This window comes from Stenotrophomonas sp. YJH_SMC_12-1 (assembly GCF_059370935.1).
The window spans coordinates 213,499-239,598 of sequence record NZ_JCAFUD010000003.1 but is presented as its reverse complement, the minus strand read 5'-3'; the positions used below and the strand labels follow the sequence as shown (position 1 = coordinate 239,598).

The 26,100-nt window shown below is 66.3% G+C and carries 24 protein-coding genes; 13 read left to right on the top strand and 11 right to left on the bottom strand.

The window, feature by feature from the left end; translation table 11 throughout:
- Nucleotides 1-99 precede the first annotated feature (99 nt).
- Genes rimI through pssA form a run of 3 tightly spaced genes read right to left on the bottom strand, consistent with a single transcriptional unit; the run spans nucleotide 100 to nucleotide 1,876 of the window.
- Nucleotides 100-597, bottom strand: coding sequence for a ribosomal protein S18-alanine N-acetyltransferase (rimI, locus tag AC5P8Y_RS07275; RefSeq protein WP_005412190.1), 498 nt, complete (start codon nucleotides 595-597; stop codon nucleotides 100-102).
- A complete protein-coding gene (locus AC5P8Y_RS07270) occupies nucleotides 594-1,103 on the bottom strand; it encodes a hypothetical protein (RefSeq protein WP_049454429.1) in 510 nt (169 codons plus the stop codon). Before AC5P8Y_RS07270 ends, rimI begins: the two co-directional genes overlap by 4 nt.
- The gene (gene pssA / locus AC5P8Y_RS07265) at nucleotides 1,100-1,876 is read right to left on the bottom strand and encodes a CDP-diacylglycerol--serine O-phosphatidyltransferase (protein ID WP_005408007.1); all 777 of its coding nucleotides are present in this window, start codon (nucleotides 1,874-1,876) and stop codon (nucleotides 1,100-1,102) included. The genes AC5P8Y_RS07270 and pssA overlap by 4 nt, the downstream gene beginning before the upstream one ends.
- A gap of 80 nt (nucleotides 1,877-1,956) precedes the next feature.
- Between pssA and AC5P8Y_RS07260 the strand changes: the two genes are divergently transcribed.
- The 3 genes from AC5P8Y_RS07260 to AC5P8Y_RS07250 all read left to right on the top strand — a co-directional run bounded on the left by AC5P8Y_RS07260 (nucleotide 1,957) and on the right by AC5P8Y_RS07250 (nucleotide 5,219).
- Complete coding sequence (locus AC5P8Y_RS07260) at nucleotides 1,957-2,331, top strand: DUF4124 domain-containing protein (RefSeq protein ID WP_005408006.1); 375 nt, start codon at nucleotides 1,957-1,959, stop codon at nucleotides 2,329-2,331.
- 577 nt (nucleotides 2,332-2,908) lie between these two features.
- The gene (locus AC5P8Y_RS07255; RefSeq protein WP_164133442.1) at nucleotides 2,909-4,612 is read left to right on the top strand and encodes a proline--tRNA ligase; all 1,704 of its coding nucleotides are present in this window, start codon (nucleotides 2,909-2,911) and stop codon (nucleotides 4,610-4,612) included.
- 223 nt (nucleotides 4,613-4,835) lie between these two features.
- On the top strand, nucleotides 4,836-5,219 hold the full coding sequence (locus tag AC5P8Y_RS07250) for an H-NS histone family protein (protein WP_005408004.1): 384 nt from the start codon (nucleotides 4,836-4,838) through the stop codon (nucleotides 5,217-5,219).
- 80 nt (nucleotides 5,220-5,299) lie between these two features.
- Here the strand turns inward: AC5P8Y_RS07250 and AC5P8Y_RS07245 are convergent, their stop codons facing one another.
- Nucleotides 5,300-6,559, bottom strand: a complete 1,260-nt coding sequence (locus AC5P8Y_RS07245) for a threonine/serine exporter family protein (protein ID WP_005408003.1) — start codon at nucleotides 6,557-6,559, stop codon at nucleotides 5,300-5,302.
- 93 nt (nucleotides 6,560-6,652) lie between these two features.
- Between AC5P8Y_RS07245 and AC5P8Y_RS07240 the strand changes: the two genes are divergently transcribed.
- From AC5P8Y_RS07240 to AC5P8Y_RS07225, 4 genes are read left to right on the top strand one after another with little or no spacing between them, the layout of a single operon-like run.
- On the top strand, nucleotides 6,653-7,774 hold the full coding sequence (locus AC5P8Y_RS07240) for an ABC transporter permease (RefSeq protein ID WP_005408002.1): 1,122 nt from the start codon (nucleotides 6,653-6,655) through the stop codon (nucleotides 7,772-7,774).
- 1 nt (nucleotide 7,775) lies between these two features.
- A complete protein-coding gene (locus AC5P8Y_RS07235; protein ID WP_164133441.1) occupies nucleotides 7,776-8,603 on the top strand; it encodes an ABC transporter ATP-binding protein in 828 nt (275 codons plus the stop codon).
- A 3-nt stretch (nucleotides 8,604-8,606) separates the two neighbouring features.
- Nucleotides 8,607-9,533 carry an MlaD family protein gene (locus AC5P8Y_RS07230; protein WP_005408000.1) on the top strand — a complete coding sequence of 309 codons (927 nt, stop codon included), beginning with the start codon at nucleotides 8,607-8,609 and terminating at the stop codon, nucleotides 9,531-9,533.
- Nucleotides 9,530-10,171, top strand: coding sequence for an ABC-type transport auxiliary lipoprotein family protein (locus tag AC5P8Y_RS07225; RefSeq protein WP_099481351.1), 642 nt, complete (start codon nucleotides 9,530-9,532; stop codon nucleotides 10,169-10,171). The genes AC5P8Y_RS07230 and AC5P8Y_RS07225 overlap by 4 nt, the downstream gene beginning before the upstream one ends.
- A 4-nt stretch (nucleotides 10,172-10,175) precedes the next feature.
- On the opposite strand, the gene AC5P8Y_RS07220 is transcribed toward AC5P8Y_RS07225, so the two are convergent.
- Nucleotides 10,176-10,763 (bottom strand): alpha-ketoglutarate-dependent dioxygenase AlkB family protein, encoded by a 588-nt coding sequence (locus tag AC5P8Y_RS07220; protein WP_164133440.1) that lies wholly within the window; start codon nucleotides 10,761-10,763, stop codon nucleotides 10,176-10,178.
- Nucleotides 10,764-10,888: 125 nt separating this feature from the next.
- Here AC5P8Y_RS07220 and AC5P8Y_RS07215 point away from each other — a divergent pair, with 125 nt between their 5' ends.
- The gene (locus AC5P8Y_RS07215; protein WP_164133439.1) at nucleotides 10,889-12,949 is read left to right on the top strand and encodes a glycoside hydrolase family 99-like domain-containing protein; all 2,061 of its coding nucleotides are present in this window, start codon (nucleotides 10,889-10,891) and stop codon (nucleotides 12,947-12,949) included.
- 10 nt (nucleotides 12,950-12,959) lie between these two features.
- Here AC5P8Y_RS07215 and AC5P8Y_RS07210 read toward each other — a convergent pair whose 3' ends face one another.
- Both AC5P8Y_RS07210 and AC5P8Y_RS07205 read right to left on the bottom strand, forming a co-directional pair.
- The gene (locus AC5P8Y_RS07210) at nucleotides 12,960-13,592 is read right to left on the bottom strand and encodes a CoA transferase subunit B (protein WP_049402799.1); all 633 of its coding nucleotides are present in this window, start codon (nucleotides 13,590-13,592) and stop codon (nucleotides 12,960-12,962) included.
- Between the two features lies 1 nt (nucleotide 13,593).
- Nucleotides 13,594-14,325, bottom strand: coding sequence for a CoA transferase subunit A (locus tag AC5P8Y_RS07205; protein ID WP_024957335.1), 732 nt, complete (start codon nucleotides 14,323-14,325; stop codon nucleotides 13,594-13,596).
- Between the two features lie 157 nt (nucleotides 14,326-14,482).
- Between AC5P8Y_RS07205 and AC5P8Y_RS07200 the strand changes: the two genes are divergently transcribed.
- From AC5P8Y_RS07200 to AC5P8Y_RS07190, 3 genes are all read left to right on the top strand, one after another.
- Nucleotides 14,483-17,800 carry a DEAD/DEAH box helicase gene (locus tag AC5P8Y_RS07200; protein ID WP_049402801.1) on the top strand — a complete coding sequence of 1,106 codons (3,318 nt, stop codon included), beginning with the start codon at nucleotides 14,483-14,485 and terminating at the stop codon, nucleotides 17,798-17,800.
- 96 nt (nucleotides 17,801-17,896) lie between these two features.
- Nucleotides 17,897-19,243: a phosphohexomutase domain-containing protein gene (locus AC5P8Y_RS07195; protein ID WP_164133438.1), complete on the top strand. Its 1,347-nt coding sequence runs from the start codon at nucleotides 17,897-17,899 to the stop codon at nucleotides 19,241-19,243.
- Nucleotides 19,244-19,254: 11 nt separating this feature from the next.
- A complete protein-coding gene (locus AC5P8Y_RS07190; protein WP_164133437.1) occupies nucleotides 19,255-20,658 on the top strand; it encodes a mannose-1-phosphate guanylyltransferase/mannose-6-phosphate isomerase in 1,404 nt (467 codons plus the stop codon).
- A 52-nt stretch (nucleotides 20,659-20,710) separates the two neighbouring features.
- Here the strand turns inward: AC5P8Y_RS07190 and rfbD are convergent, their stop codons facing one another.
- The 4 genes from rfbD to rfbB are packed head-to-tail and all read right to left on the bottom strand — an operon-like array spanning nucleotide 20,711 to nucleotide 24,112.
- Nucleotides 20,711-21,604: a dTDP-4-dehydrorhamnose reductase gene (gene rfbD / locus AC5P8Y_RS07185; protein WP_049402804.1), complete on the bottom strand. Its 894-nt coding sequence runs from the start codon at nucleotides 21,602-21,604 to the stop codon at nucleotides 20,711-20,713.
- A complete protein-coding gene (gene rfbC / locus AC5P8Y_RS07180) occupies nucleotides 21,601-22,158 on the bottom strand; it encodes a dTDP-4-dehydrorhamnose 3,5-epimerase (protein WP_033835936.1) in 558 nt (185 codons plus the stop codon). Before rfbC ends, rfbD begins: the two co-directional genes overlap by 4 nt.
- A complete protein-coding gene (rfbA, locus tag AC5P8Y_RS07175) occupies nucleotides 22,155-23,042 on the bottom strand; it encodes a glucose-1-phosphate thymidylyltransferase RfbA (RefSeq protein ID WP_164133436.1) in 888 nt (295 codons plus the stop codon). Before rfbA ends, rfbC begins: the two co-directional genes overlap by 4 nt.
- Nucleotides 23,043-23,056: 14 nt before the next feature.
- On the bottom strand, nucleotides 23,057-24,112 hold the full coding sequence (rfbB, locus tag AC5P8Y_RS07170) for a dTDP-glucose 4,6-dehydratase (protein ID WP_033835594.1): 1,056 nt from the start codon (nucleotides 24,110-24,112) through the stop codon (nucleotides 23,057-23,059).
- 295 nt (nucleotides 24,113-24,407) lie between these two features.
- Here rfbB and AC5P8Y_RS07165 point away from each other — a divergent pair, with 295 nt between their 5' ends.
- Nucleotides 24,408-25,154, top strand: a complete 747-nt coding sequence (locus AC5P8Y_RS07165) for an electron transfer flavoprotein subunit beta/FixA family protein (RefSeq protein ID WP_033835593.1) — start codon at nucleotides 24,408-24,410, stop codon at nucleotides 25,152-25,154.
- Nucleotides 25,154-26,092: an electron transfer flavoprotein subunit alpha/FixB family protein gene (locus tag AC5P8Y_RS07160; RefSeq protein WP_164133435.1), complete on the top strand. Its 939-nt coding sequence runs from the start codon at nucleotides 25,154-25,156 to the stop codon at nucleotides 26,090-26,092. Before AC5P8Y_RS07165 ends, AC5P8Y_RS07160 begins: the two co-directional genes overlap by 1 nt.
- Nucleotides 26,093-26,100: the final 8 nt, after the last annotated feature.

Genomic DNA, 26,100 nt, shown 5'->3' with positions numbered 1-26,100 from the left:
ACGTGCCAACCAAGGTTGGCACCTACCACGGCAGGTGACGTGTCGATGACAGCGGAGATCCACCGGTAGTGCTGGCCGCTGGCCGGCAACCCTTCTCCGTTACAGCGGCGGCATCGTCTGCAGGTCGTCGTCGACCAGTTCGATCGCCATCACCACCGCGTCTTCGCGGCCTTGTGCGGCCGGATAGTAGCGCGGACGACGGCCGATCTCGTTGAAGCCTTCGCTGTGGTACAGCGCCAGCGCCGGCGTGTTGGACGGACGCACTTCCAGGAACACACGCTGCGCACCGCGGTTGCCTGCCAGCTGCACCAGTGCGCGCAGCAGTTGGCGACCCAGCCCACGCGACTGCGCCAGCGGATCGATGCAGATGTTCAATACGTGTGCCTCATCGGCGGCAATACTGAGCACGCCGTAGCCGATCAGCTGGCCATCGCGCTCCATCGCCAGGCCGGGATAACCGGCACGCAGGCAATCAACGAAGATGCCGCGGGTCCATGGGAACGGATACCCACGCACTTCAATCGCCATCACCGCATTGAGGTCGCTCTCGCGCAATGCGCGCAGGCTGACCGGGCCGGGTTGGCTGACCGCACTCATGGTGCGCCCCGCTTGCGCAGGGCGCGCAGTTGCGGCCACAACGCGCGCTTGGCGGCCGGGTCCTGACGCAGCTGGTCCAGCGGCCAGCTGTCCATCAGCGCCTGCGTGGCAGGGTCGTTGGGATTACAGCCGGAGGCACGCAGCAATGCGATCTGCAGGCGATCCGGGAGCCGCACCACCGGCTGCCGCGCATTGCCACCCGGCAGCGGGCGGGCCGTTGCCGGTGCGGTATCCGGTGCGGTGACGGGGGTCTCGCGACGCGTAGGTGCCGGGCGTTCCTGGTGAGGAGCGGGTGCGGCTTCGGCAGGGTGTTCCCGCATGGAGGCCGAACCCGCCCGCACTTGTTCCGCCGAAGCCGCGGCAGCCGCATCGGCTTCGGCCACGCTCAACTGCAGCGCGGCATCCAGCTCCGCAGCCAACTGGCCGTCGTGATAGACGGTGTAGCCCATGGCCTGCAGCCAGGCCTGCTGGGCCGGTGACCACAGCACGGGCAGTTCCTGGCTCACGCGGCCTCGGGCTTCTTGCGCAGGCGCTGCACGGCCCACATCACCGGGCCGGACAAGGCGTACAGGATGCCGACCGCGAACAGCACGCGCGGCAGATCAATGACCGCGATGGCGATGGCGACCGGCACCAGGGCCAGCACCAGGAACGGCACGCGGTCGGAACGGGTGCCCTTGGCGCCGCCACCCTTGAAGCTCCAGAAACGGATACGGCTGACCATCAACAGCGCCGCGACGATCGTCACCGCCAACGCCACGTAGCGCAGCTGGTTGCCGTCCCAGCCCAGGTTGCCATCGGCGAAGGCCCAGACGAAGGACATCATCAGCCCGGCCGCGGCCGGGCTGGCCAGGCCGACGAACCAGCGTTTGTCGACCACCGCGACCTGGGTGTTGAAGCGGGCCAGGCGCAGCGCCGCGCAGGCGGCATACAGGAAGGCCACGGCCCAGCCGACGCGGCCGAGCAGCGGGTCATCGAACTTCAGCCACGACAGGGACCAGTGGTACATCACCAGCGCCGGGGCCATGCCGAAGCTGACCAGGTCGGCCAGCGAGTCGTACTGGACGCCGAACTCGCTGCTGGTACCGGTCAGGCGCGCCACGCGCCCGTCCAGGCCATCCATCACCGCCGCCACGAACACGGCGATGCTGGCATTGACGAAATCCCCGTTGGCCGCGGCGATGATCGCGTAGAAGCCGGCGAACAGGCCGGCGGTGGTGAACAGGTTGGGCAGCAGGTAAATCGTGCGCGAACGCGGCGGCGGTGTGATCGGGTCCATGGAATCCAGTTTAATCGACTTGCCAGTGCTCGGCGCCAATGCTGCAATCGGCGTTCTACGCCCATTCCGCGGAGTTTGCCATGCGTGCCCTGTCCTGCCTTGGATGCCTGCTGCTGTTGGCCAGTGCCAACGCCGTGGCCGGCCCGGTCTATAAATGGAAGGACGCCCATGGCGTGACCCAGTATTCGGAGACCCCGCCGGCGGGCAAGAAGTTCGAGACCCGCGAACAGGCGCGCACCCCGCAGGCCGCGGCCAGCGCCGAGACCCCGGCCGCGCCGGTGCCGGAGCAGTGCAGCACCGCCCGTGCCAACCTGGCCCTGCTGGAAGGCTCCGGCCAGGTGATGCAGGACACCAATGGCGACGGGAAGGCCGATACCGCGTTGACCGCGGAACAGCGCAGCGCGCAGAAGGGATTGGCGGAGGCCGCCATCAAGGCTTACTGCCCGGCAGAGTGAGGGTTATCGGCAGGGCTTGCAGCCCTGCACCTGCTTCAAGCAACGGCAACGTCAAATGCCAAAGCGGCTCTGGTTTTCTACTGGTTTGGCGGGGCGGTGTGGGCTGGCAGGACACGCCGTAAACCCATCCCTGGGGGCTCGATGGCGCCATCCATGGCGCCAACGGTCCTGCCAACCCACACCGCCCCACCCCCGACAGGTTCCTGGTGACGGTGGTAGATCCACGCCATGCGTGGATGAAATCTGTCAGATCTCGAATTGAATCCGGGGTCAGATCCGTTTTCCTGCGGAGAACGGATCTGACCCCATCCGCATGTCCAACAGATCGCGGGGCCTGTCAATGGCGGGGTGGGTCCGGTTGCGGGAGTGTCCGCGGCATGGATGCCGCGGCCAAGCCCCCAGGGATGGGTTTACGGCGTCTCCCGCAACCGGACCCACCCCGCCATCCCACGGGAAGCCCGCTGTTGCTGTTGCAGCTGACGTTGCTTGAGGCGGGTGCAGGGCGCAGCCCTGCCGATACCCCTCTCCCCGGCCGGGCTGGCAGAATAGGCGTCTCTGCCGTTATCCGAAGCCGACGATGCGCCTCTCCCAGTTCCACCTGCACACCACCAAGGAAACCCCCAGCGACGCCGAGCTCACCAGCCACCGGCTGATGCTGCGCGCGGGCATGATCCGCAAGCTGGCATCGGGCCTGTACACCTGGTCGCCGCTGGGCCTGCGCGTGCTGCGCAAGGTTGAACGCATCGTGCGCGAGGAAATGGACCGCGCCGGTGCCGTGGAATTCCAGATCCCAACCATCCAGCCGAAGGAACTGTGGGAGCAGACCGGGCGCTGGCAGAAGTTCGGCCCGCAGCTGCTGAAGATCAAGGACCGCAAGGACCAGGTGTTCTGCTACAGCCCGACCGCCGAAGAAGCCGCCTGCGACTTCGCGCGCAGCGAGCTGTCCAGCTACAAGCAGCTGCCGGTGAACTTCTACCAGGTGCAGACCAAGTTCCGCGACGAGATCCGCCCGCGCTTCGGCGTGATGCGTTCGCGTGAGTTCCTGATGAAGGACGCCTATTCGTTCCACCTGCACGATGAGTGCCTGGTGCGCGAGTACGAGAACATGAAGTCGGCCTACAGCCGCATCTTCACCCGCCTCGGCCTGGACTTCCGCATGGTGCAGGCCGACTCCGGCGCGATCGGTGGCGATGCCTCGCAGGAATTCCACGTGATCGCCGATTCCGGCGAAGACGCGCTGGTGTTCTCCACCGGTTCGGACTACGCCGCGAACATGGAAGCGGCGATCGCCGCCGATCCGGCACCGCGTGCGGCTGCCAGTGAAGCTATGCGCAAGGTCGACACCCCTACCCAGAAAACCTGCGAGGACGTCGCGGCGCTGCTCGGCATCGCGCTGCAGCGCACGGTGAAGTCGGTGGCGCTGATCGCCGGTGAAGGCGAAGCACAGCAGTTCGTGCTGGTGCTGGTGCGCGGCGACCATGAGGTCAACGAGATCAAGCTGGCCAAGGTCGCCGGCCTGGACGAACAGCGCTTCGCCAGCGAGGCGGAAATCGCCGAGTACCTGGGCAGCGTGCCGGGCTTCCTCGGCCCGGTCGCCCCGGCCAAGGCCATCCGCGTGGTCGCCGACCGCGAAGTGGCCGCGATGTCCGACTTCGTCGTCGGCGCCAACGAAGTCGGTTTCCACCTGGCCGGGGTCAACTGGGGCCGCGACCTTCCGGAACCGGAAGTGGCCGACATCCGCAACGTGCGTGCCGGTGACCGCGCGCTGGACGGTGGCGAACTGAAGATCGCCCGTGGCATCGAAGTCGGCCACGTGTTCCAGCTCGGCCGCAAATATGCCGAAGCGCTGGATGCCACCGTGCTGGACGAGAACGGCAAGGCGGCGGTGATGGCGATGGGCTGCTACGGCATCGGTATCTCGCGCGTGGTGGCTGCCGCGATCGAACAGAACCATGACGATGCCGGCATCATTTGGCCGGACGCGATGGCGCCGTGGCAGGTGGTGGTGTGCGTGATCAACCCGAAGGGCGACGCCGCCGTGGCCGATGCTGCTGCCAGCCTGCTGCAGGAACTCCGCGACGCCGGCCTGGACGCGGTACTCGACGACCGCGGCCTGCGCCCGGGCGCGATGTTCGCCGACATGGAACTGATCGGCATTCCGCACCGCGTGGTGGTGAGCGAGCGCGGCCTGGCCGCCGGTACCTACGAGTACCGCTCGCGCCGCGCCAGCGAAGCGGAAAGCCTGGACAAGGCCACCCTGCTGCAGCGACTGCAGGGCTGATCAGGAGAAGACCGGGGCATGCCCCGGTCTTTTTTTTGCCTGTCGCCCAGTTGAGCAATATTGCAGCGGACATAATCCGGTCAAAATCGACGCAATGCAGCCGGGATGCTGCCAGGCCATGACCCGCCTGCATTTGTGCTGTGATTAATTCATCTCTATTCTGTCCCGCGACGCCATGGACTGGCTCGTCCCGTCCACATTTTAGTTTCCGGAGTAACCGTAAATGAGCATTGACCTGACCGGCCTGTCGGCACGCGAGCTGGGCGCCCTGATCCGTACCGCCAAGAAGCAGCAGACCATCGTCGCCAAGCGCCGGCCAATCACCAAGGTCCGGGCCCAGCTGACCAAGCTGGCCAAGACCGAGGGTTACACCATCGAAGAACTGTTCGGCGGCGCCCCGGCACCGCGCGCGCGCAAAGCCGCCCCGGCAGCCAAGGCACCGTCCAAGACCGCCGGCCGCAAGCTGGGCAAGGTTGCCCCGAAGTACCGCAACCCGGCCAACCCCAAGGAAACCTGGACCGGTCGTGGCAAGCAGCCGCGCTGGATGGCCGAGCTGACCGCCAAGGGCAACAAGAAGCCGGAAGATTTCCTGATCAAGAAGGCCTGAGGCCGGATCGGGATGCAATGAAAAACGCCGGCGGAAGCCGGCGTTTTTCATTCTTCGGTGTGCGGGCCAACGGTCCACACCTACAGCGTTTTGCGCGCCGGCATCAGCAGGTTGCCGAACAGCAGGCCGGCCACCAGCGCCATCACCACGTTGAGCACGGTGAGGAACACGCTTTGGCCCGCGCCCACGTCCTGCTGCTGGACCAGGGTCAGCACACCGCGCAGGCTGGTGCTGCCGGGCACCATCATGATGATGCCGGGCAGGCGGATGATCGCTCCTGGGCGGCCAACGAGGCGGCCGAACAGATTGCCACCGGCGGTCAGCAACATCGCTGACAGGAAGATGCCGGCCGGCGCGCCCCAGGCGTGCCCGCCGAACTTGGAGATCGCGTAACCCGCCACCGAGGCCGCGATCACCCACGGGTAATCGCGCCGGTTGGCCTTGAACAGCATCGCGAAGGCGAATGCCGCGGTCAGCAGCGAACCCCACTCCACCCACGGCCCCTGCGGCCGCGTGGCGCGGATCACCGGGTCCAGGCCGAGTACATCGGCCAGGGTCACCGCGATCATCGCGCCCACGCTGAGCTTCATGATGGTGGTCAACGCGCCGGCGAAGCGCGCGGTACCGGAGACCCAATGCTGGCTGGCGAGTTCATTGACCGCATTGGTCAGCGACATGCCCGGCAGCAGCACCACCAGCGAGGCGATGATCACCGTGTTGAGGTTGAGTGCGCCGACGAAGGACGCAACCAGGGTTGCGACCATGCCGGCCAGCAGCGCCGCCAGCGCCTCGGCCGCTTCACGGGTGGCCGGGCGACGGTCGGTGACCATGCCGAGCAGGCCGATCATCAGGCCGATGACACCGGCGGTGGCGATGTCCAGCCACGGCAGCTTCCACATGCCGGCCACGCCGGCCGCGCCCAGGGTGAATGAAAGAATGGTGCGCAGCTTGCCGCGCCGGCCCGGATCCTTGTCCAGCTGGCGCAGCGCGGTGTGGCCCTGGGCAATGCTCATCCGCCCGTTGGCCACTTCCTCGGCGATATGGTCGGCGACGCTGAGCTTGTGCAGGTCGTTCTCGCCGGGCGCCAGGCGGATCACGCGGGTGATGTCGCTGGAGCCGATCGCCTGTGCCGGGTCGCTGAAACTGAGGATGATACCGGTGGGATTCGACCACGGTTCACAATCCAGATCGAGCTGGCGGGCCAGTGCCACCACCGCCGTTTCCAGGCGCTGGGCCGTGGTGCCGTAGCTGTGCAGGCGTCCGGCGATCTCGGAAACAAAGGCCACGCGCTGCGCGTAGGTGGCCTGGGGCGTGGGGATCGTGTGAGCGTCTGCGGACATGCGCCGTAGTATTACCTACTGCCGGGCCGCACTGGATAAATTCATCCGGGTTCGACGCGATGCCCCAGACAGAACGGTTATGCTGCGATCCGAATGGCCCAAGTGACCCCGAACCACGCCCCCCAGCTCGAACAGGATGCCCATGACCCGGGCCTGATCCGCCTGTCCGGCACCTGGACCTTGAAGACCGCGCTGGCCGCGGCCGAAGTCCTGCGCGGCGTTCCCGACACGCTGACCGGCATCGACGCCACCGGCATCGAGAAGATGGATTCGGCCGGCGTGCTGCAGGTACTGCGCGTAGCGCATCGCGCCGACCTTGGCGAGGACGCGTTGCAGTTCCGGCCGGACCACCAGGCGCTGGTCTGCACCATCGAGGAAGTGGCCGACGACCGGCCCCGGCCCAAGCGCGATTTCGGCGTGCTGGCGGCGCTGGAACGGCTCGGTGTCAGCGTCCATGCCACTGGCCACAACATCAAGGCGCTGTGCAGTTTCCTCGGCGAGAACCTGGTCAAAGCGGCGCGCCTGGTCAAGGAGCCCCGTCGCTTCCGCCTGACCGCCACCGTCCACCAGATGGAGCAGGTCGGGCTGGACGCAGTACCGCTGGTGGCGCTGCTGTCCTACCTGGTCGGTGCGGTGATCGCCTTCCTCGGCTCGACCATCCTGCGCGACTTCGGCGCCGAGATCTACGTGGTCGAGCTGGTCAACATTGCCTTCCTGCGCGAGTTCGCCGTGCTGCTGACCGCGATCGTGCTGGCCGGCCGCACCGCCAGTGCGTTCACCGCGCAGATCGGCGCGATGAAGGCGCGCGAGGAAATCGACGCGATGCGCACGCTGGGTCTGGATCCGATCGACCTGCTGGTGCTGCCACGCCTGCTGGCGCTGCTGGTCACCCTGCCCCTGCTGACCTTCATCGCGATGATCGCGGGCCTGGCCGGCGGCATCACTGTCGGCGCGTTCGACCTCGACATCCCGCCGCAGATGTACATCGCGCGCATGCACGAGACGATGGAAGTGCGGCACATGCTGGTCGGCCTGTCGAAGGCGCCGGTGTTCGCGCTGGTGATCGGCCTGATCGGCTGCCTGGAAGGGCTGAAGGTGGAAGGCACGGCGCAGTCGGTCGGTGAACGCACCACCTCCAGCGTGGTGCAGACGATCTCGCTGGTGATCATCATCGACGCCTTCGCGGCGTTGTGGTTCATGCACATGGACTGGTGACATGAGCACGCATCCGACCCCCGAAGACATTTCCATGCAGGACGACGACGTCCATGACCTGGCCATCCGCGTTCGCGGGCTGGTCAACCGCTTCGGCAGCCAGACCGTGCATGAAGACCTGGACCTGGACGTGCGCCGTGGCGAGATCCTGGGCGTGGTGGGTGGCTCGGGCACCGGCAAGTCGGTGCTGATGCGCTCGATCCTGGGCCTGCGCACGCCCGACGCCGGCCAGATCGAGGTGCTGGGCCGCGATGCGCGTGCCGACGACGCCGAGAGCCGCCTGCACATCGAACGCAATACCGGCGTGCTGTTCCAGGACGGCGCCCTGTTCTCTTCACTGACCGTGGGCGAGAACGTGCAGGTGCCCTTGAAGGAACACCACCGCGAATTGCCCGAGCGCTGGCACTACGAGCTGGCGCTGCTGAAGGTGAAGCTGGCCGGCCTTCCCGCCGATGCGATCAACAAACTGCCCTCGCAGCTGTCCGGCGGCATGCGCAAGCGTGCCGGCCTGGCCCGCGCGCTGGCGCTGGACCCGCCGCTGCTGTTCCTGGACGAACCGACCGCTGGCCTCGACCCGATCGGCGCGGCCGCGTTCGACCGCCTGATCAAGACCCTGCAGGAAGCGCTGGGCCTGACCGTGTTCCTGATCACCCACGACCTGGACACGCTGTACGCCATCTGCGACCGGGTGGCGGTGATCGCCGACCGCAAAGTGGTGGCCAACGCGCCACTGCCGGACATCGAGAAACTGGATCATCCGTGGATCCAGGAATACTTCCACGGACCGCGTGCGCGTGCCGCGCGCGGCGAACAGATCGAGAGTGCCTGAGCCATGGAAACCAAAGCCAACTACGTGCTGATCGGCGCGTTCACCCTGATCACCGGCCTGGCCCTGCTGGCCTTCGGCCTGTGGGCGGCCAAGTACTCCTCCGACCGCACCTGGCAGGAATACCGCGTGGTGTTCCGCGAGGCGGTGACCGGCCTGTCGGTGGGCAGCCCGGTGCAGTACAACGGCATCGCGGTCGGTTCGATCATCGAACTGAACCTGGTGCCGGACGACCCGCGCCAGGTGGTCGCACGCATCCGCCTGAACTCGACCACCCCGGTCAAGACCGATACCCGCGCCAAGCTGGCGATCACCAGCCTGACCGGCCCATCGATCATCCAGCTCAGCGGCGGCACGCCGCAGTCGCCGGCGCTGACCACGGTCAACAAGGATCCGGCGCCGATCATCCCGACCACGCCGTCGGCCCTGCAGAACATCACCGACGTCGCCAACCGCATCGTCGAGCGCATGGACCAGATCCTCAGCGACCGCAACGTGGCCTCGATCAACGCGACGCTGGCCAACCTGGAGACGATCAGCGGCGGCCTGGCCGACCGTGACCAGGGCACGCAGGCGCTGCTGCTCAGCGCGCGCGACGCCGCCCGCAGCCTGGACACCACGCTGAAGACCACCAACGGCACCATCGAGCGCCTGGACAGGAACCTGGTGCAGCAGCTGCCGGGCATCATCGACAAGCTGGACGGCACCCTGGCCAAGCTCGACTCGGCCGCCGGCAACGCCGATTCGATCCTTGGCGAGAACCGCGCCGCGATCAACAGCTTCGCCAATGATGGCCTCGGCCAGCTGGGCCCGACGCTGACCGAACTGCGCGGCCTGATCCGCGACCTGCGCCGGGTCAGCGACCGCCTCGAGAACAACCCCGCGCGCTACCTGCTGGGCCGCGACGCACCGAAGGAGTTCGAACCCAAATGAGCCCGATGCCCCTTCCGCGCCTGCTGCTGGCCGCTTCGCTGGTCACCCTGCTGGGCGGCTGCTCCATCCTTGGCAGCAGCGAGAAAACTGCGGTGACGCTGTACTCGCCCGCCGTGCAGGTGAAGGCCGATCCGGCGTGGCCGCAGGCCAGCTGGCAGCTGGTACTGGCCAAGCCCAGCGCCGCACGCATGGTCGACAGCCCGCGCATCAACGTGCGGCCGACCCCATCGCAGCTGGAGATCTACAAGGGCGCCAGCTGGGCCCAGCCGGCCACCGACATGATCGAGGACACCCTGCTGCGCGGCTTTGAGGATTCCGGACGCATCCACGGCGTCGCCCGCAGCACCGCCGGCATCCGCGCCGACTACAAGCTGTCCACCGACGTGCGCCGCTTCGAGTCGGACTACCAGGGCCAGGCCACGCCGACCGTGGTGATCGAGGTCAACGCCAAGCTGATCCACGTCGCCGACCAGCGCGTGGTCGCCGACCGTACCTTCCGCCAGGCACAGCCGGTCGGCAGTACCGACGTGCCGTCGGTGACCGCCGCGTTCGAGCGCGGCCTGCAGCAGCTGGCGCAGGATGTGGTGGGCTGGACGCTGGTGAGCGGGCAGGCCGACCAGCCGACCGTCACGCGCTGATCGATCAGCGTGGCGCAATCCAGCGGAACGTCAGGTTGATCCGCTCGCCCTGCACGCGCGCCATCTTCGGCAACGCGTGCTGGTAATAGCGCTGGGTCTGCCCGGCCATTACCAGCAGGTCGCCATGGCCGAGCAGGTACTCGGTCTTCTGCGTCGGATCATCACGCCGGCGTAGCAGGAAACGCCGTGCCACCCCCAGGCTCAGCGAGGCGATCACCGGCGCCGGGCCCAGTTCGGGTTCGTCGTCGCTGTGCCAGCCCATGTAATCGCCACCGCTGCGATAGCGGTTCAGCAGTACGCTGTTGAAGCGGCCAATGCCATCGTCCTGCAGGCGCTCGCGCATGCCCAGCAGTGACCGCGGCCACGGGTGCGGCACGAATTCCGCCCCCGAGTAGCGATAGCGCGCCTGCGGATCACCTATCCAGCAGCTCAACCGCGGCGAATCCACCCAGTTGCCGAACATGCGGATGCGATGCACCTCCCACGGCACGCCGGCCTGCAGATCGCGCTGCAAGGCATCGGCCTCGGCGGGAGACAGCCAGGCCGGGAGGTGGCGGACGTCCGCATCGGGAAGGTCGTGGGGGAACAGCATGGCGGCACAGTAGCACCTGATGGATTTGATGGATTTGCCGTTGCAGCGACGATTACCGGAAAATGGCTGCAGTCCCACTGTTGGTCCCGAATCATGCGCCGCCCCTCTTTTCCCAGGTTCCATCCATGAGCCACGCGGCGCCCGGCATCCGCCAGCTCACCTTCTCGGTCCTGCGCGCACTGTTCCGTGCCCTGCCGATGCCTGCGTCGCTGCGTGATCGGCTGCGCAACCGGGGCCTGGATCGCATTGGCAGCTGGAGTCCCCCTCCGCCGCGTGGTCGCATCGGCGCCGCTGCCGACGGTACCCGTCCACTGCAGCGCGCCGATGAACGGGCGATCGGCTACGCCGCCGAAGATGACGCGCCATTGCCTGCCACGCTGCCAGCTACGCTGGTGGCCTTCTATCTGCCCCAGTTCCATCCGTTCGAAGAGAACGATGCCTGGTGGGGCAAGGGCTTCACCGAATGGCGTAACGTCAGCCGTGCCCTGCCGCAGTTCGAGGGACATGTGCAGCCGCGCCTGCCCGGCGACCTGGGCTTTTACGACCTTCGTGTTGGCGAGACGCTGCGCGCGCAGGCGAAACTGGCCGCGGACCATGGCATCGGCGCCTTCTGCTTCTATTTCTACTGGTTCAGTGGCCACACGCTGATGGAGCAGCCCCTGCGCCAATGGCTGGCCGACAGCACGATTGAACTGCCGTTCTGCCTGTGTTGGGCCAACGAGAACTGGACCCGGCGCTGGGATGGGCGCAACCAGGACGTACTGATCGGCCAACAGCACAGTGCCGAGGATGATCTGGCGTTCATCGCCCACGTTGCCGATTACCTGCGCGACCGGCGTGCGTTGAAGATCGAGGGACGACCGGTGCTGTTGCTGTACCGGCCGCAGTTGCTGCCCGATCCCAAGGCTACGGCGGCACGCTGGCGTGGCTGGTGCCGTGACAACGGCATCGGCGAGATCCATCTGGCCTACGTGCAGAGTTTCGAACGCCCGGCCCCCCGCGACATCGGCTTCGATGCCGCAGTGGAGTTCCCACCGAATATTGCCGCCCCGCGCCAGCTGAACACCACGCAGTTCCTGCTCAATCCCGATTACGAAGGCGACGTGCGCGACTGGCGCGAGCTGGCGACACAGATGCGCCGTGCACCACTGGCGGACTATCCGTTGTATCCAGGTGTCAACCCTGGCTGGGACAACGAAGCGCGCCGCCCGGGACGCGGCCGCGTGCTGCTTCACGCGTCGCCGCGTGGCTACAGCGACTGGTTGCACGACACGGTGCACCAGCGCCTGCGTGATGTGGCGCCTGCTCGGCGCCTGGTATTCATCAATGCCTGGAACGAATGGGCCGAAAGCGCTGTCCTTGAACCCGATGCCCGTCTCGGCCATGCCTGGCTGCAAGCCACCCGGCGCGCGCTGTTCCCCTCGCAGGCCGCTCCGTCGCGTCCCTGCATCGTCATCCACGCGTGGTACCTGGATGCACTGCCGGAGCTGTTGCAGGCGGTTAAGGACAGCGGGCTACAGGCACGCCTGGTCATCACCACCACAGGCGAGCGTCAGCCACAGGTGCAGTCGATCGTCGATGCGCAGGGCCTGACCGCTGAAATCTGGGTCTACGACAACCACGGCCGTGACATCCTGCCGTTCCTGCACGCCGCCGACCGATTGCTGCAGCAGAACGAATCGCTGGTGCTGAAGCTGCACACCAAGCGCTCCACCCACCGCGACAATGGTGACCAGTGGCGGCGCGAGATGGTCGATGCGCTGCTGGGCACTGCGCAGGCTGCGGCGAACCTGGCCCATCTGCTGGCAAATCCCAGCATCGGCCTGATGGCTCCGGCGGGCCACCTGCTGAAGGTAGCCGACTACATCGGCGGCAATGCGCAGCGCATGGAGCGGCTGTGGGCATTGCTGGGCCTGGACAGCGCGCCCGGTGACGGGCAGTTCGCGTCCGGCAGCATGTTCTGGGTACGCCTGCCGGCGCTGCGCCCGCTGCTCGATGCCCATCTGCTGCCGAGCATGTTCGACACTGAAGCGGGGCAGATCGATGGCACGCTGGCGCATGCCATCGAGCGTGCGACCGGAGCCGTAGTGTCCGCTGCCGGGTTCACCGTGGCCGACACCTCCGAGGTGGAAGGCGCTCCCCCGCGCGCTTCCTCCTCGGAATATGCTTACGCCCGAAAGCGCTGAGGCTCCGGCCTCAGCTGCGCGCAAACGCCACGCCGGTCTTCTCCTTCAGCTCATCGTCGCCCACACCCGGCGCCGCTTCCACCAGCACCAGACCAGCATCGGTGACGTCGAACACGGCCAGGTCGGTGATGATGCGGTCGACCACGCCGACGCCGGTCAGCGGCAGCGTGCATTCGGCCAGGATCTTGTGCTCGCCGTTCTTGGCGGTGTGCTCCATCAGCACCACCACGCGCTGCACGCCGGCCACCAGGTCCATCGCGCCGCCCATGCCCTTGACCATCTTGCCGGGCACCATCCAGTTGGCCAGGTCGCCCTTGTCGGTGACCTGCATGGCACCGAGGATGGCCAGGTTGACGTGGCCACCGCGGATCATCGCGAAGCTGTCGTGGCTGCCGAAGTAGCTGGCACCGGCACGCGCGGTGACGGTCTGCTTGCCGGCATTGATCAGGTCGGCGTCCACTTCCGCGTCGGTCGGGAACGGGCCGATACCTAGCAGGCCGTTCTCCGACTGCAGCCACACGTCCACGCCCTCGGGAATGTGATTGGCGACCAGGGTCGGTAGGCCGATGCCCAGGTTCACGTACGCACCGTCGGTCAGTTCGCGGGCGGCGCGTGCCGCCATCTCGTCACGGGTCCACGCCATGTCAGTTGCCCTCCGCGCGGATGGTGCGCTGTTCGATGCGTTTCTCAGGATGTGCGTTGTGCACGATGCGGTGCACGTAGATGCCCGGCAGGTGCACCTGGTCCGGATCGATGGCGCCGACCGGTACCACCTCCTCTACCTCCACGATGCAGATCTTGCCGGCCATCGCACAGGCCGGGTTGAAATTCCGAGCGGTCTTGCGGAACACCAGGTTGCCGGCCTCGTCGGCCTTCCACGCCTTGACCAGCGCCACGTCGGCCCGCAGCGCGGTTTCCATCACGTAGTGCTTGCCGTCGAACTCGCGGGTTTCCTTGCCCTCGGCCACCACGGTGCCGTAGCCGGTGGCAGTGAAGAACGCCGGAATGCCCGCACCGCCGGCACGCAGGCGCTCGGCCAGGGTGCCCTGCGGGTTGAATTCCAGCTCGAGCTCGCCGGCCAGGAACTGCCGCTCGAACTCCTTGTTCTCGCCCACGTAGGACGAAATCATCTTCTTGATCTGCCGGGTTTCCAGCAGTTGGCCGAGGCCGAAACCATCAACGCCGGCATTGTTGGAGATCACGGTCAGGCCCTTGGCACCACTGTCGCGCAGCGCGGCGATCAGGGCCTCGGGAATGCCACACAGGCCGAAGCCGCCCACGGCCAGCGTCTGGCCATCGGCGACCACCCCTTGCAGGGCCTCCGCCGCACTGGCGAAGCGCTTGCTGCGCTTGCCGGTGGAAGTCGATTGCTGCATTGCTGTACTACCCTGCACGTTGAGGATGACCGCATTCTAGCTGGAGGGCGGCGAAGGGCCTGGATGCGCCGCAGCATTGCACGGGCATCGCACGGGGTTCCGTAGAATGCCCGGTTCCCCTGCCATGGCCGGCCCCATGCCCGGCCCACCCTCGTTGATGGCCCAGACCTACACCGAAGAAGACCTGCTCCGCTGGATGGACGCGTGGACACTGGAAAAGAGCGAACGTTGCCTGTCCGGTGTCCGCAACATGCATCTGACCAGTGGAATGCTCATCGCCGAAGTGAAAGGCTCAGCCAGATATCCCTACCGGGTGGAAATCGATCTGGAAGCCAGCCTGCGCCATCCTCGCAGCCGCCTGCAAAGTGAATGCTCGTGCCCTGTCGGCCGTCACTGCAAGCACGTGGCAGCCGTGCTGGTCGCCCACATGCTGGACGCAGCAGACCTGGGCGATGACGATCCAGCGTCGGAGCACGAACCGGTCCAGTCGCCACGCCGCGAACTGCTGGAACAGCTGTCACGCTGGCAGTCCGTCAGAACCCAGCCTCCCCGGTCACGTAGAAGCGGCATCATCTTCGAGCTGTCCACGTTCAATCACCGGCCTTCAATCCTGCTCCGCCGCGTCAAATACGCCCTCGACGATACGATCGAGTTCGACAAGTGGCAGGACATCACCCCTCAGCTGTTGCTGGAACCGCCCGCCTACCTGACGCAGGCCGACCTGGCCGCGGTGGCGCAGCTGTGGGCCCTGCATCAGTCGGTAAAACCGCCGGAGTGGTTCGACGTCGGCACGATCCTGCAGTCGATCGTGTCCAGCGGGCATGGCTGGGTGTCATGTGGCATGCATGATCGCGTGCCGGCCAGGCCCGGCGCACCACGTCGCGGTACGTTGGGGTGGAGCGCAGAGACGACTCACGGCAGGTTGCTGCTGGCGCCGGCACTGAGCGTGGAAGGCGATGCGGACGGCCTCGTACTGGGATCTAGTGCCGGTTACCTGGATCCGGTCTCCGGTGAAGTCGGCCTTCTCTTGCTGGACGTCAAGCCGGAGGACGCGGACGCGTTTCTCGCCCTTCCCCACCTGCTCCCCGATGAGGAACCGATCGTGGCGCAACTGCTGCAACAGATCGACCCCGCGCTGCCGCGCCCCGGTGCAGGCGACACACTGCCTACGCTGCAGATCAGCGCCATGACCCCCGTGCTGCGCCTGCATACGATCAAATTCCGGCCGCCGTGGCTCGGCCCCCGCGACCCTTCGCAATGGGCCGATATCGCAACCGTGGCCTTCGATTACGACGAGCACGTGCGGTTCCTGGATGATCCGAGCCTGTTCGCCCACGATCCGGAGGGCCAGCTCGCACTGCTGCCCCGCGACCTGGGTGAGGAATCTCGGCGCGAGGCCGAGCTGCGCACGGTGGGCTTGCATCGCGACACGTCTCCGCGGGCGCCACTGGAAGGCGCCGGCCCGCAGTTCCAGCTGCGTACCCATGACTGGACACGGTTCCTCCTGGACGACGTGCCGCGCCTGGAAGCCTTGGGCTGGAAGGTGGAGGCGGACGAGGATTTCCGCCATCGCATCACCCGGGTGGAGGAGATCGACCTGGACATCCAGGCGGACCCGGAAGACGCGGGCTGGTTCAACCTGGGCCTGGACGTCCAGGTGGAAGGCCGCGATGTGTCGATGGTTCCGCTGCTGCAGCAGGTGCTGCAGGCCGACCCTCGCTGGATGCGTGGCCAGCTGGATGACATCGGCGACGACGAGAACATCCTGTTGACGACGGGCGACAACACGCGCCTGGCACTGCGGGCCGCACGACTCAAGCCGATCATGGCCCTGTTGGCGGACCTGTTTGCCCAGCGTGGCGCGCCGCTGCGCCTGTCTGCGCTTGACCGTGGCCGCCTGCAGGCGCTGCAGGACACTGCGCGCCTGCAGTTCCGTGGCCGCAAGGATACCCAGGCGCTCGTGCAGCGGCTGATGCAGGCACCCGCATTGAGCGAAGTACCGCCGCCGGCAGGGCTGGAGGCAACGCTTCGCCCCTATCAGCTCGAGGGCCTGTCGTGGCTGCAGTACCTGCGCCAGCAGGGCTTGGGCGGCGTACTGGCCGATGACATGGGGCTGGGCAAGACTCTGCAGACCCTGGCGCATCTGCTGGTCGAGAAGGAAAGTGGCCGCCTGGACCAGCCGGCGCTGCTGGTGGTGCCGACCTCCCTGCTGCACAACTGGCAGAGCGAAGCGGCACGCTTCACCCCTGCCCTGCGTGTGCTGACCCTGCATGGACCGGCACGTGAAGCGCTGTTCGAGGCCATCCCCGAACACGATCTTGTACTGACCACGTACCCCCTGCTGTGGCGCGACGAGCAGGCGCTGCAGGCCTATGCCTACCATCTGCTGATTCTGGATGAAGCCCAGCAGGTGAAGAATCCGAAATCACGCGCTGCCGTCACCCTGCGCACGTTGCAGGCCCGCCATCGCCTGTGTCTGACCGGCACGCCGCTGGAAAACCACCTGGGCGAACTGTGGACGCAGTTCGATTTCCTGCTGCCTGGCCTGCTCGGCACCGAGAAGCAGTTCAACCAGCATTGGCGCCATCCCATCGAACGCGGCAGCGACCATCGCCGTGCCCAGCTGCTGGCGCAGCGGTTGCGCCCGTTCATCCTGCGCCGACGCAAGGACCAGGTCGCGTCAGAGCTTCCGCCCAAGACCCTCATTACCCGTACGGTCGAAATGGAGGGCGGCCAGCGTGATCTCTATGAAACCGTGCGTGCGGCAATGGAAAAGCAGGTGCGCGAGGCCATCAGCGGCAGCGGGCTGGCGCGCAGCCATATCGTGGTGCTGGATGCATTGCTGAAACTGCGCCAGGTCTGCTGCGATCCGCGCCTGCTGCCGGGCAACGCACCGGCACGGGCTGCAGGCTCGGCCAAACTGGATCTGTTGCGCGAGATGCTGCCGCCGATGGTCGAGGAAGGTCGTCGCATCCTGGTGTTCTCGCAGTTCACCGGCATGCTGTCGCTGATCGCGCAGGCGCTGGACGATCTGGGACTGGCCTATGTGACCCTGACCGGTGATACCCAGGACCGGGCCACGCCGGTGCAGCGTTTCATGCAGGGTGAAATCCCGGTGTTCCTGATCAGCCTCAAGGCAGGTGGCGTGGGGTTGAACCTGACCGCGGCCGACACCGTCATCCATTTCGATCCCTGGTGGAATCCCGCCGCCGAGAACCAGGCCAGTGACCGCGCTCACCGGATCGGCCAGCAGCAGCCGGTGTTCGTCTACCGGTTGATCGCTGCAGGCAGCATCGAAGAGCGGATTGCCGAGCTGCAGAAGCGCAAGGCCCTGCTGGCCGAATCGATTCTCGAAGGCGGTGGCAGCGCCGGGCCGCGCTTCAGCGAAGAAGACGTGCAGGCACTGCTGGCGCCACTGCCGGGCCTGTCGGCCAGACGCACCCGCAGGCCGGGCCGGCGGCCGCCGCAGCACTGACCGGAACACCCAGTCAGGTAGCGTTTCCCGATGGAAACGATTCCCATACGGGACTGGGACTACAATCGAGGGCTGAGCTCACAAAGGATCTGATCGATGCCCCTGCCCGCTTTCAAGGCCTACGATATCCGCGGCCGTGTGCCGGAAGAACTGAACGAGGACCTGGCCCGCCGCATCGGCGTCGCCCTGGCCGCACAGCTCGCTCCAGGCCCGGTGGTCCTCGGCCATGATGTGCGCCTTACCAGTCCGGCACTGCAGGATGCGCTGGCCGCAGGCCTGCGTGGGACCGGCCGTGAGGTGATCGACATCGGCCTGTGCGGCACCGAAGAGGTCTACTTCCAGACCGATCACCTCGGCGCGGCCGGCGGCGTGATGGTGACCGCCAGCCACAACCCGATGGACTACAACGGCATGAAGCTGGTGAAGGAGAACGCGCGGCCGATCAGTTCGGATACCGGCCTGTTCGCGATTTCCGACGCGGTCGCCGCCGACACCTACGAGGCCCAGCCGCCGCGTGCCGGGCAGACCGCCCAGCATGACAAGCACGCCTACATCCAGCATCTGCTGAGCTACGTCGATGCCAGCAAACTGAAGCCGCTGAAGCTGGTGGTCAATGCGGGCAATGGCGGCGCCGGCGCCATCGTCGACCTGCTGGCACCGCACCTGCCGTTCGAGTTCATCCGCATCTGCCACGAGCCGGACGGCAGCTTCCCCAACGGCATTCCCAACCCGCTGCTGCCGGAGAACCGCGCCGCCACCGCCGACGCGGTGCGCGAACACGGTGCCGACTTCGGCATCGCCTGGGACGGTGACTTCGACCGTTGCTTCTTCTTCGACCATAGCGGCCGCTTCATCGAGGGCTATTACCTGGTCGGCCTGCTGGCCAAGGCGATCCTGGCGCGCAACCCGGGTGGCAAGATCGTGCATGACCCGCGCCTGGTCTGGAACACGGTGGACATGGTCGAGCAGGCCGGCGGTGTCGCGGTGCAGTGCAAGAGCGGCCATGCCTTCATCAAGGAAAAGATGCGTGCCGAAGACGCGGTGTACGGCGGCGAGATGAGCGCACACCACTATTTCCGCGAGTTCGCCTATGCCGACTCGGGCATGATTCCGTGGCTGCTGATCGCCCAGCTGGTTTCCGAGAGCGGCCGTTCGCTGGCCGACTGGGTTGAAGACCGCATGGCCGCCTATCCGTGCAGCGGCGAGATCAACTTCAAGGTGGACGATGCCAAGGCCGCAGTGGCGCGCGTGATGGAGCACTTCGCGGCGCAATCGCCCAGGCTGGACCACACCGATGGCATCGGTGCCGACTTCGGCGACTGGCGCTTCAACCTGCGCAGCTCCAACACCGAACCGCTGCTGCGCTTGAACGTCGAAGCGCGCGGTGACGCTGCGTTGATGCAGGCGCGTACCGACGAAATTTCCCGTCTGATCCAGCAGTAACCGAGGCCCGCATGAGCAGCATCCAGCCCGTCATCCTGTCCGGTGGATCCGGTACCCGCCTGTGGCCGCTTTCGCGCGAGGCGTACCCGAAGCAGTTCCTGCCCTTGGCGGGTGAACTGACGATGCTGCAGGCCACCTGGAAGCGTGTCGCGCCGATCGCCGCGCGCGGGCCGCTGGTGATCGCCAACGAAGAGCACCGTTTCGTCGCTGCCGAGCAGCTGCAGCAGGTCGGGGCCGAGCCTGCCGCGATCATCCTGGAACCAGTGGGCCGCAACACTGCACCGGCGATTGCCGTGGCCGCGCTGGAGGCCACCCGTGACGGTGCCGACGCGCTGCTGCTGGTGCTGCCCTCCGACCATGTGATCACCGACGAAGCGGCCTTCCGCAGTGCAGTGCAGGCCGCAGCCAGCGCCGCCGACGCCGGCAAGCTGGTGACCTTCGGCATCGTACCAACCGGCCCGGAAACCGGTTATGGCTATATCAAAGTCGCTGATGGACAGGGCGTGCGCGCAGTCGAGCGTTTCGTCGAGAAGCCCGACCTGGAGACCGCCACCGGCTACGTCAGCAGTGGCCAGTACTACTGGAACAGCGGCATGTTCCTGTTCAAGGCCTCGCGCTACCTGCAGGAACTGGAACGCTTCCAGCCGACGATGCTGGCCGGCAGCCGCGGGGCCTGGCAGCAGGCTCGCCGCGATGCGGACTTCACCCGCCTGGACAAGGACGCCTTCACCGCCGTGCCCTCGGACTCGATCGACTACGCGGTGATGGAAAAGACCGCCGACGCGGTGGTGATCCCGCTGGATGCTGGCTGGAACGATGTCGGCTCGTGGACCGCACTGCGCGATGTCTCGCAGCAGGACGGCGACGGCAATGCCCACCAGGGTGATGTGATCGCCATCGATTGCCGCAACACCTACGCCTATGCGCAGCGCCTGGTCGCACTGGTCGGGCTGGATGATGTGATCGTGGTCGAGACCGACGATGCGGTGCTGGTCGGCAAGGCCGACCGCATGCAGGAGGTCAAGACCGTGGTGGCGAAGCTGAAGGCTCAAGGCCGCAGCGAGGCGACGTGGCACCGCAAGGTGTACCGCCCCTGGGGTGCCTACGACTCGATCGACAACGGCGAGCGTTTCCAGGTCAAGCGGATCACGGTCAAGCCCGGCGGCACGCTCAGCCTGCAGATGCATCACCACCGCGCCGAGCACTGGATCGTGGTCAGCGGCACCGCGGAAGTAACCCGCGGCAACGAGGTGATCCTGCTCAGCGAGAACCAGAGCACCTACATCCCGCTGGGCGTGACCCATCGCCTGCGCAATCCGGGCAAGCTGCCGCTGGAACTGATCGAAGTGCAGTCGGGCAGCTACCTGGGCGAGGATGACATCGTGCGGTTCGAGGATACGTACGGGCGCAACTGACGCAGCGCCCGCTGGTGGGTGCCGACCGTTGGTCGGCACGTCGCCTACCGGGTCAGGCGATCTCCGCCATCACCCGCTTCAGGCCGTCCTGCCAGGTCGGCAGCACGATGCCGAAATCCTGCTGCAGCTTGCGGTTGTCCAGCACCGACCAGGCTGGGCGCTTGGCCGGGGTCGGATACTCGGAACTGGGAATCGCCTCGACGGTCGGCACCTTGGCCAGCACGCCAGTGGCCAACGCTTCGGCGAAGATCGCCTCGGCGAACCCATGCCAGCTGGTCTGGCCATTGGCGGTAAGGTGCCAGGTACCAGACAGCTGATCCGAATGCTGCAGCGCCTGCACGGTAACATCGGCGATCAGCGCGGCCGGGGTCGGCGTGCCGATCTGGTCGGCCACCACCCGCAACGCATCACGCTCGGCACCCACGCGCAGCATGGTGCGCAGGAAATTCGCGCCGTGCGAGGCATAGACCCAGGCCGTGCGGAAGATCAGGTGGCGACCACCGGCCGCACGTACGGCATCCTCACCATCTCGCTTGCTGGTGCCATATACACCCAGCGGCGCAGTCGGCTCATCTTCGCGGTACGGCGCGGCACCCTGGCCATCGAACACATAGTCGGTGGAGTAATGCACGAACGGCACGCCATGCGCCGCACACCATCGTGCGATCACCCCCGGAGCCTGCGCATTGGCCGCAAAGGCCGCATCGACCTCCTGTTCGGCACGGTCGACCGCAGTGTAGGCCGCGGCGTTGACCACGATCGAAGGCTGCAGACGATTCAGCAGGGTCGGCAGGCTGTCAGGCTGGCCGAAATCGGCGGTTTCGCAGGCGCTGCCATCCGGCAAATTGCCGCTGCGCGTGGTCGCAACCACCTTGCCCAGCGGCGCCAGCACGCGCAGCAGCTCCTGGCCGACCTGGCCGTTGCCACCGAACACCAGCACGGTCATGGCACGTAGACCGGCAGGCGGTCTTCGGCGATGTCCTTCAGGAACGGCGCGTTCTCATCCTTGGCCGACAGCGTCGGCGCACTGATCGGCCAGTCCACGGCGATATCGGCATCGTTCCAGCGCACGCCGGCGTCGAAGTCCTTCAGGTAGACCTCGGTACACAGGTAGCTGAACACCGCCCGCTCGGACAGCACCGCAAAGCCGTGCGCGAAGCCTTCCGGAATCCAGAACTGCTTCTTGTTCTCCGCGCTCAGCACCACTGCTTCCCACTGGCCGAAGGTCGGCGAGCCACGACGGATATCCACGGCCACGTCGTAGACCTCGCCTTCCAGCACGCTGACCAGCTTGCCCTGCGGGCGCGGCCACTGGTAATGCAGGCCACGCAGTACGCCTTGCGCGGACGTGGACACGTTGCTCTGCACGAAACGGTCCGGCAGGCCCAGCGCGGCGAAGCGTTCGGCGTTCCAGGTTTCGAAGAAGTAACCACGGGCGTCGCCGAACACGGCCGGTTCGATCACCACGCAGCCCGGCAACTTGGTTTCAATCACTTTCACGGAACGACTCCACGCAGGGCGAGTTTGTGCAGGTATTGGCCATAGCCATTCTTGATCAGCGGGGCGGCCAGCGCCTCCAGCTGCTCAGCATTGATCCAACCGTTGCCGAAGGCGATTTCCTCCGGGCAGGACACCTGCAGGCCCTGCCGGGTCTGGATGGTCTCGATGAAATTGGACGCTTCCAGCAATGACTGATGCGTACCCGTATCCAGCCAGGCGTAGCCACGGCCCAGCGGCTCCAGATGCAGGGTGTTCTCGGCCAGGTACCGACGGTTCAGATCGGTTATCTCCAGCTCACCACGCGGCGAGGGCTTCAGCTCGGCAGCATGCGCGCTGGCGTCACCGTCATAGAAGTACAGGCCGGTCACCGCATAGTTCGAACGCGGGATCTCCGGCTTCTCCACCAGGTCGACTACCTTGCCACTCTTGTCGAACTCGGCCACGCCATAGCGCTCCGGGTCGTTCACCCAGTATCCGAACACGGTGGCGCCCTCCTTGCGTTGATCGGCCCGCTTGAGCACTTCGCGAAGGCCATGACCGTGGAAGATGTTGTCGCCCAGCACCAGGCAGCTCGGCTTGCCGGCGACGAAGTCCTTGCCGATCAGATACGCCTGGGCCAGCCCATCGGGGCTGGGCTGCACGGCGTACTGGATGTCCATGCCCCACTGCGAACCGTCTCCCAGCAGCTGCTGGAACAGAGCCTGTTCATGTGGAGTGTTGATGATCAGCACTTCACGGATCCCCGCCAGCATCAGCACGCTGAGCGGGTAGTAGATCATCGGCTTGTCATACACCGGCAGCAGCTGCTTGCTGACGCCCTTGGTGATCGGATACAAGCGGGTGCCGGAACCACCGGCGAGGATGATGCCCTTGCGTTGGGTCATGTCGTGTCCCTTGTTCAGACTGTGGTGCCGATGCGCTGCAGACGGTAGCTGCCATCCAGCACGCCGTTGACCCATGCCTGGTTGTCCAGGTACCAATCGACGGTGAAGGTGATGCCCTGCTCGAAGGTATAGGCCGGTTCCCAACCCAGGTCGTTCTTCAGCTTGGAGGCGTCGATCGCGTAACGGCGGTCGTGGCCGGGGCGATCGGTCACATAGGTGATCTGGCTGCTGCGCGGCTGCCCATCCTCACGCGGGCGACGCTGGTCCAGCAGCGCGCAGATTGCCTGTACCACTTCGATGTTCTGCTTTTCCGAATTGCCACCCACGTTGTAGGTCTCGCCGACCTGGCCCTTGGCCAGCACGGTGCGGATCGCCTCGCAGTGGTCTGACACGAACAGCCAGTCACGCACCTGCTTGCCATCGCCGTACACCGGCAGCGGCTCGCCGGCCAGCGCCTTGGCGATCACCAGCGGAATGAGCTTCTCGGGGAAGTGGTACGGGCCGTAATTGTTCGAGCAGTTGGTGGTCAGCACCGGCAGCCCGTAGGTGTGATGGAACGCACGCACCAGGTGGTCCGAGGCCGCCTTGGACGCCGAGTACGGCGAATTGGGGGCATACGGGGTGGTTTCGCTGAACTTGCCGGTCTCACCCAGGGTGCCGTACACCTCGTCGGTGGACACGTGCAGGAAGCGGAACGCCGCGCCCTGCCCGGCCGGCAGCGCCTTCCAGTAGTCGCGCACGGCTTCCAGCAGGCCCAGGGTGCCCACCACGTTGGTCTGGATGAAGGCGCCAGGGCCGTCGATGGAACGGTCGACGTGGCTTTCAGCGGCGAAATTCAGCACCGCATCCGGTTGGTGCTCGGCCAGCAGGCGGGATACCAGCGCGCTGTCACCGATGTCACCCTGCACAAACACGTGGTGCGGGTTGCCGTCCAGGCTGGACAGCGTCTTCAGGTTGCCGGCGTAGGTGAGCACATCGAGGTTGATGACCTTGATACCGCGGGCGACGGCCTCGAGAACGAAGTTACCGCCAATGAATCCGGCGCCGCCGGTGACAAGCCATGTGGGCACTACGTGATCTCCTGTTCAATGTTGACGTCCACAGGCACCCACGGTGCCCGATATAGCGGCACAGAATACATCGAGGGGACCTTCACGACTGCTTGCATGACGTGAACGTGTCAGCGGGACGCGCTATCACGGCTTTTCGTGCTGCATTGCAATACTTTCCATACGCATTCGCATGGTCCCCCCAAGCCAGCTAGAATCAGGGTCCCACCCCCGAACCGGTTGCTGTCGCAGGACCGGATGATCTCCAGCAAATGTGAGCCGGCCAGCGGCCGGCGCTACAAGGACCCCGTACCAGATGAAAATCCTCGTCGCGTACAAGCGCGTGGTGGACTACAACGTCCGCATTCAGGTCAAGCCGGACGGTTCCGGCGTGGTCACCGACGGCGTCAAGCTGTCGCCCAACCCCTTCGATGAAATCGCGCTGGAAGAAGCCCTGCGCCTGCGCGACAAGGGCATCGCCAGCGAAGTGGTGGTCGCCACCATCGCTCCGGCCGATGCCCAGGCGCACCTGCGCAACGGCCTGGCCATGGGCGCCAACCGCGCGGTCCATGTGGTCACCGACCAGGCCATCCAGCCACTCACCGCCGCACGCACCCTGCTCAAGCTGATCGAGAAAGAACAGCCGGACCTGGTGATCCTCGGCAAGCAGGCCATCGACGATGACGCCAACCAGACCGGCCAGATGCTGGCCACGCTCTGGGGCCGCCCGCAGGCGACCTTCGCCAGCAAGCTCGAGGTCGCCGACGGCAAGGCCACGGTGACCCGCGAGGTCGACGCCGGCCTGGAAACGCTGGAAGTGGACCTCCCGGCGGTGGTCACCACCGACCTGCGCCTGAACGAACCGCGCTTCATCAAGCTGCCGGACATCATGAAGGCCAAGGCCAAGCCGCTGGAGACCCTGCAGCTGGCCGATCTGGGCGTTGAAGCCGCCGACACCTTCAAGACCACCCAGTACGCCGCGCCGTCCAAGCGCAGCAAGGGTGTGATGGTCAAGGACGCGGCCGAACTGGTGGCCGCACTCAAGCAGAAGGGGCTGCTGTAATGAGCAAGATTCTCGTCATCGCCGAACACCACGACGGCAAGCTCAACGCCGCCACCGCCAAGACCGTCAGCGCCGCCGCTGCCATCAGCGGTGCCAGCATCGATGTGGTGGTGCTGGCCGCCGATCCGGCCGCCGTCGCCGCTGAAGCCGCGAAGATCGCCGGCGTTGCCAAGGTCCTGACCGTGGCCAACGCCGCCAACGCCCAGGCCATCGCCCAGGTACTGGCCCCGCAGATCGCGCAGCTGGCCAAGGGCTATACCCATGTGTTCGGCCCGTCGACCACCTTCGGCAAGGACCTGATGCCGTGCGTGGCCGCCCTGCTCGGCGTCAACCAGGTCTCCGACCTGATGACCGTCGAAGGCAGCCACACCTTCAAGCGCCCGATCTACGCCGGCAACGCGATCATCACCGTGGAAGCCCCGGCAGACCAGATCGTGGTCGCCACCGTGCGCGCCGCGTCGTGGCTGGAAGCCGCCCAGGGTGGCAGTGCCGCCATTGAAGCGGCCAGCGTCGATGCCGCGCTGCCGACCCATACCCGCTTCATCGGCCTGGCCGCCGGTGCCAGCGACCGCCCGGACCTGCAGAGCGCCAAGCGCGTGGTCTCCGGTGGCCGCGGCGTCGGTTCGGAAGAGAACTTCAAGGTGATCTTCCAGCTGGCCGACAAGCTCGGTGCCGCTGTCGGTGCCTCGCGCGCCGCGGTCGATGCCGGCTACGTGCCCAGTGACCTGCAGGTCGGCCAGACCGGCAAGATCATCGCGCCGGAACTGTATGTGGCCGTCGGCATCAGCGGTGCCATCCAGCACCTGACCGGCATCAAGGATGCCGGCACGATCGTGGCGATCAACAAGGACGGCGATGCACCGATCTTCGAGATTGCGGATATCGGCCTGGTGGGGGATCTGTTTGCGATCCTGCCGGAGCTGGAAAAGGCACTGTAGGCGAACCG